This window comes from Nitrospira sp. T9, assembly GCF_052156535.1.
Classification (GTDB): domain Bacteria; phylum Nitrospirota; class Nitrospiria; order Nitrospirales; family UBA8639; genus Nitrospira_E.
Map to the genome: position 1 here is coordinate 49,793 of NZ_JBQKUP010000036.1, position 18,423 is coordinate 68,215.

At 47.1% G+C, this 18,423-nt stretch carries 15 protein-coding genes; 3 read left to right on the forward strand and 12 right to left on the reverse strand.

Features of this window, described 5'->3' with window-relative positions; translation table 11 throughout:
* The first annotated feature begins 108 nt into the window (after positions 1 to 108).
* Entirely contained in the window at positions 109 to 312 is a 204-nt protein-coding gene (locus tag ACTRXD_RS12105) for a hypothetical protein (protein WP_442432065.1), read from the forward strand.
* A 35-nt stretch (positions 313 to 347) separates the two neighbouring features.
* On the opposite strand, the gene ACTRXD_RS12110 is transcribed toward ACTRXD_RS12105, so the two are convergent.
* Complete coding sequence (locus ACTRXD_RS12110; protein ID WP_312644755.1) at positions 348 to 659, reverse strand: hypothetical protein; 312 nt, start codon at positions 657 to 659, stop codon at positions 348 to 350.
* A gap of 55 nt (positions 660 to 714) precedes the next feature.
* On the reverse strand, positions 715 to 1,005 hold the full coding sequence (locus tag ACTRXD_RS12115) for a M24 family metallopeptidase C-terminal domain-containing protein (RefSeq protein ID WP_442432066.1): 291 nt from the start codon (positions 1,003 to 1,005) through the stop codon (positions 715 to 717).
* Between the two features lie 455 nt (positions 1,006 to 1,460).
* Here ACTRXD_RS12115 and ACTRXD_RS12120 point away from each other — a divergent pair, with 455 nt between their 5' ends.
* Entirely contained in the window at positions 1,461 to 2,159 is a 699-nt protein-coding gene (locus ACTRXD_RS12120; protein ID WP_442432067.1) for a hypothetical protein, read from the forward strand.
* Positions 2,160 to 2,575: 416 nt separating this feature from the next.
* Here the strand turns inward: ACTRXD_RS12120 and ACTRXD_RS12125 are convergent, their stop codons facing one another.
* Positions 2,576 to 4,354 (reverse strand): aminopeptidase P family protein, encoded by a 1,779-nt coding sequence (locus ACTRXD_RS12125; protein ID WP_442432068.1) that lies wholly within the window; start codon positions 4,352 to 4,354, stop codon positions 2,576 to 2,578.
* Between the two features lie 141 nt (positions 4,355 to 4,495).
* Positions 4,496 to 4,894, reverse strand: coding sequence for an STAS domain-containing protein (locus ACTRXD_RS12130; RefSeq protein WP_442432069.1), 399 nt, complete (start codon positions 4,892 to 4,894; stop codon positions 4,496 to 4,498).
* Between the two features lie 298 nt (positions 4,895 to 5,192).
* Between ACTRXD_RS12130 and recQ the strand changes: the two genes are divergently transcribed.
* Positions 5,193 to 7,418, forward strand: a complete 2,226-nt coding sequence (gene recQ, locus ACTRXD_RS12135) for a DNA helicase RecQ (RefSeq protein ID WP_442432070.1) — start codon at positions 5,193 to 5,195, stop codon at positions 7,416 to 7,418.
* A 245-nt stretch (positions 7,419 to 7,663) separates the two neighbouring features.
* Here the strand turns inward: recQ and ACTRXD_RS12140 are convergent, their stop codons facing one another.
* From ACTRXD_RS12140 to ACTRXD_RS12175, 8 genes are all read right to left on the reverse strand, one after another.
* A complete protein-coding gene (locus tag ACTRXD_RS12140) occupies positions 7,664 to 8,440 on the reverse strand; it encodes a hypothetical protein (RefSeq protein WP_442432071.1) in 777 nt (258 codons plus the stop codon).
* Positions 8,441 to 9,502: 1,062 nt separating this feature from the next.
* Positions 9,503 to 9,991 carry an FKBP-type peptidyl-prolyl cis-trans isomerase gene (locus ACTRXD_RS12145; protein ID WP_442432072.1) on the reverse strand — a complete coding sequence of 163 codons (489 nt, stop codon included), beginning with the start codon at positions 9,989 to 9,991 and terminating at the stop codon, positions 9,503 to 9,505.
* Positions 9,992 to 10,052: 61 nt separating this feature from the next.
* Complete coding sequence (locus ACTRXD_RS12150; RefSeq protein WP_442432073.1) at positions 10,053 to 10,754, reverse strand: ribonuclease H-like domain-containing protein; 702 nt, start codon at positions 10,752 to 10,754, stop codon at positions 10,053 to 10,055.
* Between the two features lie 111 nt (positions 10,755 to 10,865).
* Complete coding sequence (locus tag ACTRXD_RS12155) at positions 10,866 to 11,171, reverse strand: hypothetical protein (protein WP_442432074.1); 306 nt, start codon at positions 11,169 to 11,171, stop codon at positions 10,866 to 10,868.
* 159 nt (positions 11,172 to 11,330) lie between these two features.
* Positions 11,331 to 11,930, reverse strand: coding sequence for a hypothetical protein (locus ACTRXD_RS12160; RefSeq protein WP_442432075.1), 600 nt, complete (start codon positions 11,928 to 11,930; stop codon positions 11,331 to 11,333).
* A gap of 433 nt (positions 11,931 to 12,363) precedes the next feature.
* On the reverse strand, positions 12,364 to 14,742 hold the full coding sequence (locus ACTRXD_RS12165) for a dickkopf-related protein (RefSeq protein ID WP_442432076.1): 2,379 nt from the start codon (positions 14,740 to 14,742) through the stop codon (positions 12,364 to 12,366).
* 122 nt (positions 14,743 to 14,864) lie between these two features.
* Positions 14,865 to 17,051: a serine hydrolase gene (locus tag ACTRXD_RS12170; RefSeq protein WP_442432077.1), complete on the reverse strand. Its 2,187-nt coding sequence runs from the start codon at positions 17,049 to 17,051 to the stop codon at positions 14,865 to 14,867.
* A 154-nt stretch (positions 17,052 to 17,205) separates the two neighbouring features.
* A complete protein-coding gene (locus tag ACTRXD_RS12175; protein WP_442432078.1) occupies positions 17,206 to 18,057 on the reverse strand; it encodes a DsbA family protein in 852 nt (283 codons plus the stop codon).
* Between the last annotated feature and the right edge of the window lie 366 nt (positions 18,058 to 18,423).

An 18,423-nucleotide genomic window follows, 5' to 3' on the forward strand; every position in this document is an offset into this window, starting at 1 on the left:
CGGCAAGGAACTTGTCAAGCTTCATAGTTATCGATCACAATACTTTCATTAAAATTGAATTCAGCGCCTACCAAAAGACCCTTTCAGCACGACGACATGGAGGTTTGAGTGCCATCCGAATCTCAACGACCCGTTCAACGTCCTCCCATTTGGATGTGGATCAGTGCCGATGGAGGACGATGGCGAATTAATCATACACCGAACGGTGTGTGGTCCTGTCGGATTGGTCTCGGGGGAAAACGCGTGGGATCTTGGAAAACCGGACTTCCTCCTAGCCTGGATTCCTGGCCCAAAGGCAACAATCAGGAATAGGGGAATCCCCTTGCATTGAATTTCTCCTGTGAAAATTACAAATCAAACAAAAAGTTGACATTATCCCCGCCAAAGGCTTTAACCGTTCCCTCAATGACTTTTTCGTTCTCTGAATACACCCACACCGCCACATCCGATAATCCGGTGAGCCGCTTCATCTGTTCCATGAGGACCAGGATAATTTTCCGCCCTCGTTCGCGATCGGCTGACAAACGATGAAACAGTCCCTGCGTGACATGGAGTTGGAGAAGATGACCCTTCACAATCACATTGGTAATCTCAGGATTTTGTCCCATTTGGGTTTTAATGGCATCCACGATCTCTTCATTCGATTTTTGGGTTTTCATAATATAAATAGCTCCAGTTTGACTATGTTGCGCAGCATGGAAGGAATTGGCGGATTTAACTGAGAGGTTGCGTCGCGTGCTCCAACCAAGCACGCGTATCCGTATCCAGGACAGATTGGAGTTCCGCCCACACCCGAGCATGATAGGTATCCACCCACTGTCGTTCGTTGAGCGATAACACCTCCATGGCAATGAGGGCTCGCTCAAATGGCACAATCGTCAGGGTATCAAAGGCAAGAAACCTCCGCGATGAGTTCTTGAAAGACTCATCCTCCACCACCGTCACCAGGTTTTCCAAGCGAATCCCATAGGCACCGGTTTGGTAATAACCCGGTTCATTTGACACAATCATCCATGAAGTGGAAACTTGCCAAAATGGATGGTGGTCTTTGGCTCAGCCCAAGATGCCATGGAGTTGAACCCTGGAGAAATGGAGGCCAGTTTCGCCTCTTCCATTTTGTAAATTTGCCCAATTATCAAGAGTTTCTCTTTTTTTTTAATATCACAATAAAATAAATTATTGGATTCTTCCTTCTTGGATTTTGCTTTTATGTTCAAGATAATTTGTTCTACAAGTCATTTGATTTGTTCTCTTGTCTAAATCCTTTTTGGATCACTTACATACGAAATATGCTCCACCATAATAAACAAAGAAATGTTAATTATCTTATAAATTGGATATGGCAAAAATACATGGATGATGAAATTTTTATGGTTTTAGTCTCACTTATTAAAGCCATATCAATAAACTTTTTCCTAATAACCTTGTCAATACTATCCACAGCAGAATGGAGGTTCAACATGATGGCACCAGAATCAATCGACTGGGGAATGTGGGGAGCGTTGATAACCACAATTTCTCTTGGGCTAATGGTGGTTTCCCTCCTAATCTCTCTCCTTGCGATTGTTGGGTGGAATTGGATCACAGATACCGTTAAAGAACAAGTCAGAAGGCAGACCTCTGTAATCGAGGAACGTTTGACGGATGTAATCAACAAGAAGGATAAAAGGCTAAGAGCTCTTCTTGATGCCAATATTGGTTGGCTCCACTGGCGAGAATACGAAGTCACCAAGGAAAAATTATATTTAGATTCTTCGATCTCTCAAACTCAAAAGGCACATGACCTGCTTGAAAGCTTAGATAATGAGAAATATTCCAAGCTAATGTTGACCACAAAAAACAATCTTGTGCATTTCTATTCCGAGCGAGGAGACCAAAAGGACGCCGCTAAGGCAACAAAATTGGTTGAAGATATAACTAAAGACCCAAAAATTAGCCCAGACACAGCTTGGCTTTTAAGCTGTGCTTTTGCTGTTGTCAGATTCCACAATTATTATGAAAAAGAGGGCCTCGAAAAACTTAATTATTGGAGACTGCAAATTCAAACCCTTTCGCAAACTCCTGAGGTCAAAAACTCACCTCTACTTTCTTCATTTGCAGAAAGAGAATTGCAATTAATTTCGGATGTATTAAGTGAAGTTGAGAAACCTCAAACCTAGAGTAATGTCCCATATTTATGCCAAAAGTTTCCTGAGCATTGGCGAGGGTCCAATCTGCATTCGCTTATACCAGAAACCCGAATTCATTATTAGACTTCGCTCATAGTTATTTATCATTTCAGAATATTATCCACGCTAAATAGATAGACCATAACACCGACACAAGGTACCGTTCCCCATCCTTGTGGAATCGGCATATATAAGCAAGTCTCTCAACCGCCGCCTAGTTTAATCCTAGTATAGGCAATCAATCATCTGGAGGAGGAACTGGAGGGATCACTGTTTACCTCATGTTAATATATTGCTATTGGGCACACAAAAAAATTTTCCAATTGTAATCGTACCTTATAAATAGAGCAACAATCTTGCTTATAAAATAAGCAGGATTCAACTCCTGGGTTCAATCATAAAGGAAATTACATACAAGTTTCCTGCTTCAACCAGGCAGAAGTCTTACTGTCAACCAATGGACATATCTCTTTGTTAACAAGATCATAGTATTCGGCCAACCACCCTTTTTCTTCACGTGTAAGTAAGGATTTTTCAATTAACCTTTTGTCATATGGCACTAAGGTTAAAGTTTTAAAATGAAGGAATTTTTGCTCCTGAAGCTCACGTTTACTACTGTCAACAACTACCATTAAATTTTCAATTCTAATCCCATATTCTCCTTTCTTATAGAACCCAGGCTCATTAGATAAAACCATACCTTCCTGCAATGGAACCATGCTGGCCACCTTTGAAACTCTTTGTGGCCCTTCATGGACACTCAAATAACAACCAACCCCATGGCCTGTAGCATGATCGTAGTCTATGCCCACCTGCCATAAAGGTAATCTTGCAATAGCATCTAGTTGTAGTCCACTTGTTCCTCTGGGAAAATGGATTTTACTCAAAGCAATATGTCCCTTCAAAACGTGGGTGTAACGAGATTTTTGCTCGTCGGTTGGTCTTCCTATGGCTACAGTTCTTGTAACGTCAGTTGTTCCACCTAGGTATTGCCCTCCTGAATCAACCAGATATAAGTCACCAGGTTTTAAAAAACGGTTTGTTTTCTCGGTTGCATGATAGTGAACTATTGCCCCGTGAGGTCCAGAAGCAGAAATAGTTGGAAAACTTAAATCCAAACAAGATGGAGTCTCGCGTCGAATGGCATCTAGCCGATTTTGAGCATCCAATTCAGTTAAACGACCTTTAGCTCCATCCTTTGCAAGCCATGCTAAAAACTGACACACGGCCGCACCATCCCACCGATGAACTTCTTGGATTCCTTTTATTTCTGTTTGATTCTTGCAGGCTTTAGGAATAGTGCAAGGGTCCCTTCCATTTACTACTATTCCACCTCCCTTTTTGAGGCGTTCTACAATCCAAGAAGGTGACTTTTCATTATCACACAGGATCTTAAGTTTCCGAACTGCAAGATCATCAAGCACTGCTTTAAATGAATGTGTAGGGTAAATAGTAACATCTTGGCCCAAATGCTTCGTTATTTTTCCATTAATCTTTTTGGGATTGGTAAACAGTATTAACGAACCATCTGTATAAAAAACGGCAAACCCAAGAGAAACGGGTACATAGGGCACATCTCTACCTCGAATATTTAGTAACCATGCAATCGAATCTGGAGCTGTTAAAACTGCAGCACCAATATTTTCTGCTTTTAACCCTAAACTAATTTGTTCCCGCTTTTTCTTAGACGAGCGACCAGCATGCTCCAAGGGGTAAGAACTAGTTAGAGTTATTGGTTCTTCAGGGCGATCCTTCCAAATTGCATCAATAGGATTAGATTCACAACTGACTAATTGCACTCCTGCATGACAACAAACCCTCTTTAATTCATTTACTTCTTCAAAAGTATGCAGCCATGGATCATATCCTAGCTTGTCCCCATTCTTTAAAGTGGAAGCAATCCATTCCGTCAACGGTTGATCCCTCTTGTGAAAAACTTTGAAAATTTTTGGATCTATCTCGTTTTGGACTTGAAGAATATACCGGCCATCAACAAAAATCGCTGCCTGCTTTCGAAGTATTATTGCAGTCCCGTCTGACCCTGTAAAACCGGTCAACCAAGCCAGGCGCTCAGCACAGGGAGGAAGATACTCATTCTGATATTCATCTGCATGCGGAACGATGAATCCCGTCAGATTCTGTCGCTGCAATTCAAGTCTCAATGCCTCAAGTGGTTTTTTGTTCATAAGATCCTTTTTTTTCTTTATCCACACTTATTATCGCATCCAAACCGTCGTCATTCCCACATAGATATTTAAATAGGAGGATAGCATATTCCTTCTTGATCTTTCCGATTAACCTTTAAAAAGTGCGGAAAATTATGAAATCTATTGGATGGCTTGCAAGGCAGTCTCTTCAGTGGGATAGGTCGGAATCAGTTCGGGAAAGTTTGCGTCTTCGAGTAAGGTTTTCACCGGCTGTTGGGGCTCTACGACACTCATGGCCATATGATTGTCATTCAAGTCAAGGTAGGCGAGCACCAATCCCCCCAACCCAATGGTGTCCATGAACGTCACGCCCTCCATATTAAAAATGATATGCCTGGCGCCGGAGAACCTGGCGGATTTCACCATCCCCTGGAACACTTTCCGAGAGTACGCGGTCACCCGTCCTGAAATCATCAAGACCAGCGTTGTATCTTGCATTCGTTCGGCTACTTGCATCTCGACACCAGGGGTTATTTTGTTCTTTTCGGCAATTTCCTCCGATTCTTGCTGAATGCCCACGATTTCCTCATGATGTCGAGGGTCTTGTGCCTACACAGGTAGACAGTCCCATTATGGAAAGCGCATTATGACGGATCTTGGGCCGCCTACTGGCAAACAACAAACTTAATTGACGAAGAAACTGAGAGAAAATACAGAAAATCGCGCCTGAGCGGCAGAAAACCGTCGGAGTGGCAGGGAGAAGGCAACCGAGGCTCACAGGGGAATATTCCCCCCACAAGATGAGCCTCGTACCAGATCAGAATCTCCTTATCAATACTCTCCATCACCATCTCCTACATTTGCGACAACTTCGATTGTGAAGAACAACCTATCCCCTCAACAGACCAACTCCCGGCACCTGTACCCCTCAACACAACCTCACCTTCTCTCGCTGTTAAAAGAACATTTTGGTTTCACTGCCTTTCGGCCTTTACAAGAAGAGATCATTCGGGATGTCCTCGCTGAGCGCGACGTGGTAGCCCTGCTACCCACGGGAGGAGGGAAGTCCCTGTGCTTTCAGTTACCGGCGCTGGCCCGCTCGGGCCTGACGATCGTCGTCTCGCCGCTCATTGCGCTGATGAAAGATCAAGTGGATGGGCTCCGTGCCAATGGCATTGCGGCAACATATCTCAACTCATCTCTGACCGCGCAGGAATCCCAGGCACGGTTACGGGGGCTGCATCAGGGTCACTACCGCCTGCTCTACATGGCGCCGGAACGCCTCATGGTCCCCGGATACCTCAGTTTGGTCCGGAATTTTCAGGTCAATCTGCTTGCCATTGATGAAGCCCACTGTATTAGTGAATGGGGCCATGATTTCCGGCCGGAATACCGGCGACTTGTGGAACTCCGAGATCAGGTCCCGGGTCTCCCGATCATCGCGCTCACCGCCACCGCCACGGAGCGGGTGCAAAAAGACATTGTCACACTTCTAGGATTGCGTGACCCGGCCTGCTACGTGGCCAGTTTCAACCGGCCCAACCTGACCTACCAGGTGCAGCCTAAGGACAACCCGTTTGGACAAGTCCTCGCATTTCTCCGGAAACGCCCCAAAGACTCAGGAATTCTCTACTGCCAGAGCCGGAAGACCACGGAAAGTGTGGCCGATCGTTTACAGCATTATGGCCTGAAGGCCCTGCCCTATCATGCCGGCCTGAGTGCCGAGGAGCGCACCCGGCATCAGGAATTGTTCCTGCGAGATGAAATCCAGGTGATGTGCGCCACCATTGCCTTCGGCATGGGAATCAACAAGCCTAACGTGCGATTTGTCATTCACTATGATTTGCCAAAAAACCTCGAAAGCTATTATCAAGAGACCGGGCGTGCCGGGCGCGATGGCCTGCCAAGCGAGTGTGTCCTGCTCTTCAGCGCCGGGGATACGGTCAAGCAGCAACGCTTCATCAATGAGAAATCTAACTTCCAGGAGCAGCAGATCGCCAACAGGCAATTACAGGAAATGGTGCACTATGCAGAATGTGCCACTTGCCGGCGCCGCACATTGCTCCAATATTTTGGAGAACAGGTTGATTCCGAAAACTGTGGCGGATGTGATAACTGCCTGACGCCCAGGGATATCTTCGACGGCAGGGACGCTGCACAGACCGTTCTCTTTTGCGTTGAAGAGATACGTGGGACAAGCGGATTTAGCGTCGGACTCAATCACGTCATCGCCGTACTCACCGGAGCCAACACCGAGAAAATCCGGCGATGGCGTCATGACCAATTAACCAGCTATGGGAAAGGGGAAGCCCACCGGAGACCCGAATGGGCTGCCATCAGCCGGGAACTCATCCGGCTGGGATATCTCCAACAAACGGCAGACCCATTCACAGTGGTGGAAGTCACCGACCAGGGTCAGCATTTTCTTCAAGATCCCAAGACGCTCATGCTCACAAAACCCATGAGCACACCGGAACGTAAGGCGCTCTCTGGCGAGGACCTTGGCCACGATGAGATGCTCTTCACTCGCCTCCGTCAACTGCGCAAAACATTAGCCGATGAGGCTGATGTCCCTGCCTACATTATATTTTCCGATGTGGCACTACGGCAGATGGCACGCGACTATCCGAATAATGAACAGGAATTCCTCCAGATTAGTGGTGTCGGGAATCGGAAATTACAGGAATTTGGGCCTAAGTTCCTGGCAGTCATCGCAAGGCACCTGGAAAACTACGCTCCCCTAACTATTCCCAAGGAATCCAATTCTCCTCCCGCACCAGCGGTATATTCTAAAAAAAGGCCGCTTGGAGATACCGCCCATGAAACCTTGCGCTATTTTCGGTCAGGGCATTCGATCGAACAGATCGCCAGTGAGCGCGGCTTGGTCACCAGCACCATCTATGGACACCTGGAACAAGCCATCCAAGCCGGTGAGCCGGTAGACCTTACCCAACTGTGGACACCGGAGCAGGAATTAGAAATGGCAGCGGCCTTCGAGAAAACGGGGTTTGGCAATCTCACCGGCGCCAAAGAGCTACTCGGCAACCTCTACGATTATGGCCAACTTCGGCTCTTCCGCGCCGCTCATGGGAAAAAGGGGTAATTATTGAATCAGATCCCATTTCAGGCATTCGTTATTATTCCATGTGGGTGCCTATCATAAGCATATTGGGGGAGTAGTGGAAAAGGTGTTTAGGTTGGCTGCAAGTCGATATCTCCTAGGAGGGTCCCCGGCAGGCGCGGCCGGTTTATGTTGACCCTGGGTTTGATGCTGGTACATGAAAAAGATCATACCCGGACGAGCCCTTTTATCCGCAGGATAAAAGGGCCCGGTCATGGGCAATCGCACTATGGGGCGAGGTTGATTTCGACGTTGAAGAAATAGTCGTTGGCGCCGTTTCCTGGCCTCATCATATCCACGGCATCACTCGGGTCGGCTTCCCCTCCTAAGGGAATTTTAATCGCATCATTCGGTTGATCAAGAAAACTATCATATAGTATTTGTTCGGGTATGGTTCCTAACCGTACTATTTCCAGGCCACCTGGAGTTTCCCAGTTGAAGAGCGAACCTGAAGCAGATTGTACGATGACGGAAGTGGGCGTGGCGGAAAAAACATGGGTAACCACCACTGAAGTGGGGTTGAGATTGCCAAGATCTGGACAATCAGCGTCGGGGGGAGATGAGCAAGGGTCAAATGTCTTGGGGTATTGGCCGAATTCAACGGTGTCGCCCGCATTAATCACACCGTCCATGTTGGTATCAACAAGCTCCGAGATTTCAACGTCGACTTGCGGGTCGTATGTTCCGTCCCGGTCTGTATCGATGTATGCCCGGGAAAAAACATGCCGCGCGATGACCTCGTTACATTCTGCATCCAGAGTGATCGTTCCAGCACCATTTGAACTTGCGGGGAATATGTCCCCGTGGTTGGCCAGGTGATTCTGGACCGCGTTACCACTAACGGAAATTTTCTTAAAACCCCCTTCATCCGCGTCAAAATGGCACAATTCCACTTTAGGCATCTTGGCCGCTTCAACTTGACCCGTTCCTAGAATACACACACCCGCAAAAGCCGCACAGAGCCATACCGATGTTCTTTTCCTTCTTCGATCGACCAAATTCATAACATCCTCCAAATATGTGGTTATGAAGAATACATCGGTTGGTTATCCAAAAAAGGAAAGTACCACGGAGCAAAATAATTTCACCCATGACGGAAAACCGTTTATACAAGAGGACCCAACCTCCCATTAGTAAATCGCGCACGTTCTGGCCAGGGATGATTCAACCAATGGTCAAGGGCAAAGCCCATGAGTGGCACCATCACAAAAAATACTATGCTTATTTAAAGGGGATTTCCTGTTGGCGGTATCGCCAATCAACGGGGATGAGCGGCCAGTACTATTAATGGGGACTTGGAACCATCCATTCAGGCGAGTGAGCCGGTAGACCCCACCCCTCTCCGGATACCAGAGCAGAATTTAAAAATGACAGCAGCCTTTTGGGAAAACAGGGTATGAAAATCTCACCGGCGCCAAAGAGTTGCTCGGTAATTTTTACGATTACGACCAACTCCGCCTCTTCCACGAACTCCATGGGAAAAACTGAGATTACACCCCATTAGACAGGGGGAGAAACTTTATAAATCAATTTGATTTTATATCAGCATTTTGGGGAGAAATGAAGTAAAAGCTTTCACTCATTATTTCAGGTTAGTCAGCAACCCATCAACTTCATCAAGTCTGTTTTTTTTATTTTTTAGAGTCCCCTCTGCTTTCTCGTAGTCTCACTCAAACCACACCTTCAATATAGCTCTTATGAACCAATTTCTATGAACTGGAAAATTTCAGCTAAGAAGTCCTTAGCTCGATCAGTTGAGCGAACAGCGTCTGGGCGATGTTCATGGCAACCTCCGGAAGAAAAATCGAAAGTCTGCCAGAACCGCCTTTCGCCATTCGAATCGGAGACACCCGTCCGCGCTTGAAATCCTGTGTCAGTCATGACGTTCAGCGATTTACCCCCTGAATTTAACCGGACACTACTGATTATTCATTTATAATCCTGCGGGATGTTCAAAAAGGCTCGCCCAGCAAGGCCGCAGGTGATTGAGCGAGCGGAGCGTACGCTAAGTACGTGAGCACGACAAAGCGCCGAGAACGCCGCTGGCGACCTTTTTCAACATCCTGCTAGTGGTCATGCCCGTGCTCATGAGTATGCCCATGCTCAAGTTCTTGCTCTGTCGCTTCCCGCACACTCAGAACGTTAATATCAAAGTTGAGCGCGATACCGGCCAGTGGATGATTGATATCAATGGTGACTTTATCCCCATCTACTTTCACCACCATAATTTGCTGCGTCGTGCCGTCCGGCGCCTGGGCCTCAAAGACCATTCCCGGTTCAACCGACTCTACCCCCTCAAATGCAGCCTTTTCGATGCTCTTGATCCCGTCAGGAATGATTTCTCCATAGGCATCGGCAGGCTCAATCCTGACCTTCAGAGCATCACCCTCTCCTTTACCTGCCAGCGCTTTCTCCAGCCCGGGAATGATATTCCCCGCACCATGTAGGTACACCATGGGCTTTGACCCATCTGAACTATCCAACACCTTACCGGCATCGTCAGTGAGCTTATAATTGACGCTGACTACCGAATTCTTCCCAATCAATACAGACATAATCTCTCCTTCCTTTCCTATTTCAATGACCACTCACACACGCAAAGGTTTTCTTCCACGCTCACCACCATACCGTAAACTTTGATCGCGGCCATGGCTTATCCATCCATGACGTGTCAGGCAGAGGTAATTTGGAGGCTTCTTGAACGGTCAGCCATCCACCAGGCAATTCAAAATGGGATGTTGTGCCACGTCCGGTAATCCAACTAATCTTTTTTGCTTGTTCACTGGCTTCAGCCACATCCAACGTTAACCGACAATCCTGAGCCACATAATCCAGGACCGTTTGGAAGTCGCCATCTTTCCACAGCTTCGGGGCGACGGAGCCATCTACATTCGCAGGCTTACTCACACCAATGGCCTTCGCCGCGGCATTGAGCTTAATAGGGAACCCTTTTCCGCAAAAGAAGTGATACATCATGTCCACGTGGCTCATCGCCAGTTCACGGCAATCATCAAGCTGACCGCATTCTTCCGCCACAATCACGAAATCGAATCCCAGCCCATTGTGGGTAATGATGGTATAACCCTCCTGCAATTTGGTTTTGAGATGCTCGACAAAGGCGGCAACATCCGCCTTGGTCATTTGCGGCGCAGGAGATCCATCTGGATTTTTTGAGTAAAACGTCACCGCCGAGGATTCATCGCTACACCAACTCGCCATACAGGTGATGCCGAGGGGCCGGTGATCATGTAAGTCAACGAAATTTTCGGGCAAAATCTTTGCGGTTTCGATATCAAAGGCCAGATATTTACGGGACATTGGTCAACCCTCCCCACGATTGAACCGGATGGCTTGATTAAAGGTCAAATCCCGCACCATCCCACGGTTGTTTTGGGTTTTCTGGAACAATGCGGTGTGAGTGATTTTTGATCAACACGCCGGTTCAGAAACGGCTGTTTGAATGATACCTTCGGCATCGAGTTCAAACGTTTTATGACACTCATACGATGTGCCATACACTTCACCACCCAATGGATGGCGAGTGATCCGTTGAATAAATTCCAATCGTTGTCCGCCATTAGGCATGGCCGTTTGCGTAGTCGGCGGCCCCATCACTCGAATAAGCTCCTCACGATGCACGCCCTTCCATCCATTCAGTTGTTCCTGAGGGAAAGAACCGCAGCCAATTGCGAAAAACCCTAAAATGGCTAAAAAAACAAAGGACAATCTTCTCATTCGTACTTTTCAATTATCAAGTTCGACAGGATGATGCTGTCTCACCATTTCCCTAATACCGACAAAGCCTCATTGGCGGCTTTTGGCGGATTCAACTTTTGGATCGGAATGGTCCATCTGCAATCCATCATTAAAACCTGAAGTTTTTCACATCTAAAATTAACAGGTTAAATGGCGGCAAAACCACCATACCCGAGGATAAGGAGATATTTCTACTAAACGCGTTTCCGAATCCTTGGGTGTCGGGAGTTGCGATTTGATAGGAAGACCGGCTAAATCGGGATAAAGTGAACGAACTTCGGCTTTTGCTTCCTCAAAATCAGTTTCCATGGAAAAATCAACCAATCGAAGATACGTGGGGGGGTGTATTTTCACTTCCCATTTTCCCAGATAATTCAATTCACCCTTCCGCACCTGGAAGGTCGAATTCAATTGGGCCATAGATCGGAAAGCCCCTTCATTGATCTGAAGCCGCACCAACTCATATTCACCCGGCGGAAGTGGGAGAAAAAATGGCGAGTCCGCAGACTCGATATCCACCCGGAATCGTTCCTTCGTTGAGTGATTTATGAGCTCAAAAAATCGAATCTGAGGAGTATACCACCGGGTCGTAGGTCCGGTGAGACTTGCTTGAACCTTCCCGAACACGATGGTTTGATCGGCGGAAAGACTGGCAGGCAACGGCGCCATTTTCGTGGCACATCCTAGGAAAAGAAAGAATATTCCGAGGACTAACATCAGGCTTCTGATTTCTTTCATGACCAAATAGTTTCTCGTGTTTTTCATCAATCGATTTGAAATGAAAGTTCGGTACTACTTTCCTTTTGTGTGAACGAAATCGCATGCACCACATACCGAAAAAGTGGTCTCCCGGCTTCATCTGGGCGCTCGAAGTAAGTATTACTCTAAAACAGCCAGCGGGCACCGACCGAAGAGATCCTCTTCCGCTATCTCATTATATCAGAGGGATAATGTGCTCCTGACATGACGATGATGAGGGATGACCATCATCATGAACGATACGCCCAACAAACACTCGATCATCTACGTCAATTTCTCAATGGAATAGGGAATCATGGGCATTGAATTCAACCTGAATACTAAGGCGGCACGCTACACCAGGATTCAGGCCATGCTGCTTCGGGTTCACTACTCCCCGCTCGGCAAAACCGAGAATCGTTGCAGGTTGACCTCATTTCGTACAGTAATTCTTTTTGGTCACAGGTGTTTTACATTTCTGCGATCCCGGACAATCATTGTCCGATTTACACACACATTCACCTTGTTCACACTTGTCCGAGGCACATTGACTATTCTTTGAACAACTCGCTCCCAGGGCCTTACTCGTACTCCCGCAATAGTTGGCCTTCCCAACCGGGGCATAGCACGTTTGCCCATTGGGGCAGTCGCCGTTTGATTTACACACACACTTGCCCTGTTCACACTTGTCTGAGGCACATTGACTATCCTTGGTACAACTCGCTCCCAGGGCCTTACTCGTACTCGCGCAATAGTTCGCCTTCCCAACCGGGGTATAGCACGTTTGCCCATTGGGACAGTCGCCGTTTGACTTACACACACACTTGCCCTGTTCACACTTGTCCGAGGCACATTGACTATCCTTGGTACAACTCGCTCCCAGGGCCTTACTCGTACTCGCACAATAGTTCGCCTTGCCGACCGGCGTATAGCAGGCTTGCCCGTTCGGACAGTCGCCGTCCCCCTTACACACGCATTGGTCTTGTTGACACTTATCCGAGGCGCATTGGCTGTTCTTCGAACAACTGGCTCCCAGGGCCTTACTCGTACTCGCGCAATAGTTCGCCTTCCCGACCGGCGTATAGCAGGCTTGCCCGTTCGGACAGTCGCCGTCCCCCTTACACACACACTTGCTCTGTTGGCACTTGTCCGAGGCACATTGGCTATTCTTGGAACAGCTGGCTCCAAGGGCCTTGCTCGTACTCGCGCAATAGTTGGCTTTCCCGATTGGAGTATAACAGGCTTGCCCATTGGGACAGTCGCTGTCACCCTTACACACACATGTACCCTTTTCGCACTTGCCGGATGTGCATTCCCTGTCTTTAATGCAGCTCTGATTTACATCTTTTGTTCCGTCCGCTAAGCAGCGGTTGAGTCCCATGCGGTTATTGCAATAGCGACCGCCTCCGCAATCGGAATCCTCCTTGCAGGTCTCTCCCAAGATATAGCGGGTGACCGCTATATAATGATAAATGGTATTGGTTTGTTTCCCATAACCATTGCACATAGTGTAATTGTCGATGGTGTAAGTGGTTGACCCCGAGATCCCATCAAATTGATCAAATTGGGAATTAGCACAATGATCTTTATTCTTACTAGCATCGCCCTGAGCATATTCGTCATCTAAACCAAAGGCGTGACCCACCTCGTGCTTATAGGTTCCATCGTCCGTCATGGTAGAAAAATTATTTGGCTGCCAGGCATTTGCCTTATACATTTGATTGGCGCCGGGAAGGAACTTCGTTCCAAAACGTATCGTTAAATAATCCTTATTTTTAATATGATTATTGATTTTGGTTTTTATGGATTTATCAAATCGATCTTCATTATGACCCTTTAAAAGAACGTAAAGGTCAAAATTGTCAGGAATACTCCAATAATCCTCGGCGACTTTTTTAAAATTATTCAAAATCCAATCCGCTGGAAAAATCTTTTCAAAATCTCCGGTGGCGGGATTGGTGCCATAGAGATGCTCATCTTTTTTCACCCGACAACCATCCATCACCCAATAGTTTCCGCTGGAGTTTTTATAAGAGTATTGAATTTTTCCAAGGCTAATATGCTTATTGGCGGGATCCCTCTTATGGGCATCCACGCCATTTTGCCCATCGTACTTCTTCTCCTTGCCAGCAAAGAACGTTGTGGTGGCACATTTAGTGACGCTAATTGGCTGCGCGGTTGATTTCAGGGTATATGTCTTACTCGAACCACTCCCGCCTTCGTCGACTTGATCCTTATCGTAGAGGTTCCCAGCGTGGCTCATGTCAAAATCGATCCGGTTTTCAACCTCATCATTAATAATCGGATCATAGGGAAGCACCATTTTCCAGACACCACCCTCTTTCCAGATCAGGTAGCTCATTTCAAACCAGGCGAGTCCGAAGAATTTATACTTTGCGGAAAATAAATAGGGCGAAAGATCGCTCTCTTTCAAAATGCTCTTCATCTCGGCCCAGTCTTTATTCGTGAGCATCTTTCTCACTTCGTCGCCCTTATTATCGCGTCTACGATTACACTCCAGCACAAAGCCGTTATAGACATGACTGCCGTGGTAGTCCGCATTGGGAAAAAGTTCCTTATACAACTCAATCTCATCTTTGGTCTCCTGAATCGTCGAAAGATCCTTCACCGTGTTACATAAATTCGCCGACGCCTCGTTCACACCAAAAATCGCGAGAAAAAGCAAACCACTTAAAATTCTCAACAGTCGCTCGGGTTTTTTTATATTATGGATCTTGGAAGTGGTGGGATTGCCCGCCATGATCGCTAGACCGGTACAAATCGTGATTTGAGACCACAAGCTTCGTTTCATCGTTCACCCACTTTGTCAAAAGTTCTCAATAAAACCGGTAGGGGGAAATTTGTGTATGACTCTTAGACATTTTTTGTGACATTCCCATTCTGTCATCTATTCTTGGCCTTTTCAGGTCGACCTCATTTCGTACAGTAATTCTTTTTGGTCACAGGCGTTTTACATTTCTGCGATCCCGGACAATCATTGTCCGATTTACACACACATTCGCCTTGTTCACACTTGTCCGAGGCACATTGACTATTCTTTGAACAACTCGCTCCCAGGGCCTTACTCGTACTCGCGCAATAGTTGGCCTTCCCAACCGGGGTATAGCAAGTTTGCCCATTGGGGCAGTCGCCGTTTGACTTACACACACACTTGTCCTGTTCACATTTGTCTGAAGCACATTGGCTGTTTTTAGAACAGCTGGCCCCCAGGGCCTTACTCGTACTCGCGCAATAGTTCGCCTTCCCAACGGGCGTATAGCAAGTTTGCCCATTGGGACAGTCGCCGTTCGACTTACACACACACTTGCCCTGTTCACACTTGTCTGAGGCACATTGACTATCCTTGGTACAACTCGCTCCCAAGGCCTTACTCGTACTTGCACAATAGTTCGCCTTGCCGACCGGGGTATAGCAGGCCTGCCCGTTCGGACAGTCGCCGTCCCCCTTACACACGCATTGGCCTTGTTGACACTTGTCCGAAGCACATTGGCTGTTTTTTGAACAACTGGCTCCCAGGGCCTTGCTCGTGCTCGCACAATAATTGGCTTTCCCGATGGGGGTATAACAGGCTTGTCCATTGGGGCAGTCGCCGTCACTTTTACACACACATTTATCTTTTTCGCACTTGCCGGATGTGCATTCCTTGTCTTTAAAGCACTGATCGCCGACGACGACTGTTCCCAGGAAACCACATTTTCCGATCGGCTCGCCGTAACACGTGAGGTCGGAGCCACAGACATCATTCCGGCTGCAGGTTTCATTACGCTTCTTGCCTGACTTACACTTGTTAATCCCAATTGTCGCGACAGGGCCTTTGTCACAGTATTGACCCTCAGCACAATCCTCGTCTTCGCTACATGTTGGCTTAAGGGGTTGCCCTGATTCGTTGCTAACCCCGAAAGCAATTTTAAACGCCTTGACCACCGCGTTATTGAGGGTGCCTGCTCCATAGACTTCCTTATTTTTTGCCCATGTATACTTGCCGTTGACGAGCACGACAATGCCCACTTGTTTATCCCGGTGCGCATAAAAGTTCGTTGCGAATCCTTGGTGCTTGCCTCCGTGGGAAAATTGAGAGCCAGAAATGTCAACTCCCAGTCCATACGCGGCAGGAGGCACCTTGGTCAGCACTTCATTAATATCATTCTTCGGTATGATCTGGGTGCCATCTCTTCCATCAAGGTACTCTGCTCCATCGTTCATTATCAGCGAGACTAATCGTGCGTAATCAACAGGATGGCACAGCAATCCACCTGCAGCTTTGAGTTCAGAAACTTGGACATCATAGAGACATACACCCCGACTACACCCACGAGCCAGATGGACCATGTCCGAACTTCCATCCTCAAAAGTGCTGTTATGCATGCCATAGGGCTCAAGAACATTCTGTTGAAGATAGGTCTCGAAACGTTTGTCGGTAGCGATCTCGAGCATCGCTTCTGCCACGGTATACCCACCACCAGAATAGTCATATTTCGTTCCTGGTTCGTGGATTGGTTTAACTGCGTCATGCGCAAGGTTTCTGCCGAGAATGACCCCTTTGAGCGGGTCACTGGAGGGAAGCCATGGCTTATTCGCGATTCCATGTGTGTCCAAACCTGCCGTATGGCTCAGCAAACGTCGGGGAGTAATGTCATCAGGCCAGGACTTGTGATCTTTGAAAACCTTGTCGACCCATTTTGTAATAATGGTGTCAGGATGTTTCTTATTGAAATCCGTGACGCTCTCATCGAGGCTAAGTTCCCCTCGCCGCGAGGCTGCAGTAAAGCCCAGTGATGACACCATCTTGCTCGTCGAGGCACATTGGTAGATCGTATCTGCAGTCGTCTTTTCTTTTTTTTTCTGGTTACGATCTCCATACCATTTATGAATGACCGGCTTACCATTATAGATAATGGCAAGAGACATGCCTGCCACGTCGTTTTTCTCCACGGCCTTGCTAATTGTGTAGGGATCTTTGTCATACAAAAAGATGGATTTTTCCATTTGTTTGAAGAGGATATCCGCCTCGTCATTCGGAACCACTTCGTAGGCGGCTACGTCGGCACTCATGACGAGGAGTAGACCAATAAGAGTCACCAAGGTCTTCATGTATCTCATGCATCTCCCATTTTTATTCGATCATTTCAGGGCCTTATGCAGAGGCTCGGGACAGCTTTTTTACTTTCAGAGCCTAAGAGTCACGCAATCGTAAAACTGTGCAGCCCCATCACTATCCCGCGAATTTTACTTTTTGTCCTTTAGAAACATTTTTCTATTCGCGTACATTCCCGTCATTTACGAGTAGCGGCTCAATGATTTTTGAGAAGGCTGACAGAGGTTGAGTCCCACTCACTTCTTTGGGATCTGTGAGTTCCCCGTTTTCTACTCGTCCAATAAAAAACGTCGGGGTTCCGTTCACCCCAATCTCCTGTCCGTAAACCACGTCCGCATCAACTTTTTGTACTTGTTCATGGCTGTTTACACATGATTCAAACTGATCCATGTTGAGTCCCAAAGACTGGGCCAATTTTTGATATAAGCCATCCCCAAGCTCGGATTGATTGGAAAAGAGCTGATGGTTCATATGCCAATACGCATCTTGTTCACCTGCACAATTCGCAGCAATAGCCGCCCCTTTTGCATAGACATGAAAGTCCAACGGGAAATCTCGAAGGACATATTGCACTTTTCCCGTGTCGATGTATTCTTTTTTCAGATTTTCAAAGGTATCCGAATGATATTTAGCACAATAGGGACATTGATAATCCGTAAACTCGACAATGGCAACTTTCGCTTGCTGACTACCAAGGGTAGGATCATCTGGATTGAGTTCAACATTGCCAAAAACAGAAGGAAGTGGGGCCGCAGCACGGGGGAGATTGGAGTTTCCCTTTAATTCGCTCACCGATTTACGAACTTCTGCAAGTTCTTTCCGGACATCCCTCAGTTCGTTTTGAATTTCGATGAGTTGTCGAAGGATAAAAACATCTGTTGTTTCATCAGAGGAAGGAATTGGAGATTCCTGGGCAAAGAGTAGGAGGGGAAAGACCAGAAGGGATCCGAGTAGCCCTCCGACTATCCGCCACGTGAAATATGTCGCAAAATTATTGTATAGCTTTGGCATAGGTCCTCACTTTCCAGTGAAAGACCTTACTATTCTTTTTAAATAAAATAAAGAATATTGCCAAAATAATGGAACTCTATAAGACATTGAATGAAACAGGGACAGATATTGAGGATAATTGTCGCCCCGCCACTTAAAACGTTTAGAATTTTCCCTGCCTTTGCATGGCCTTCACCTAATAGTCAACGTGATTCCCAGCTGAAGCAGGACACAAATTTTTGGGAAAGGGGCTGTTGAAAAAAGCCGCCAGCGGCGTTCTCGCCATTTTTCCGTGCTCACGTACCGGAAGTATGCTCTGCGCGCAAAAATGACTGCGGCCTTGCTGGACGCTTTTTTGAACCGGCCCCGAGGCCTCTAATAGGCACC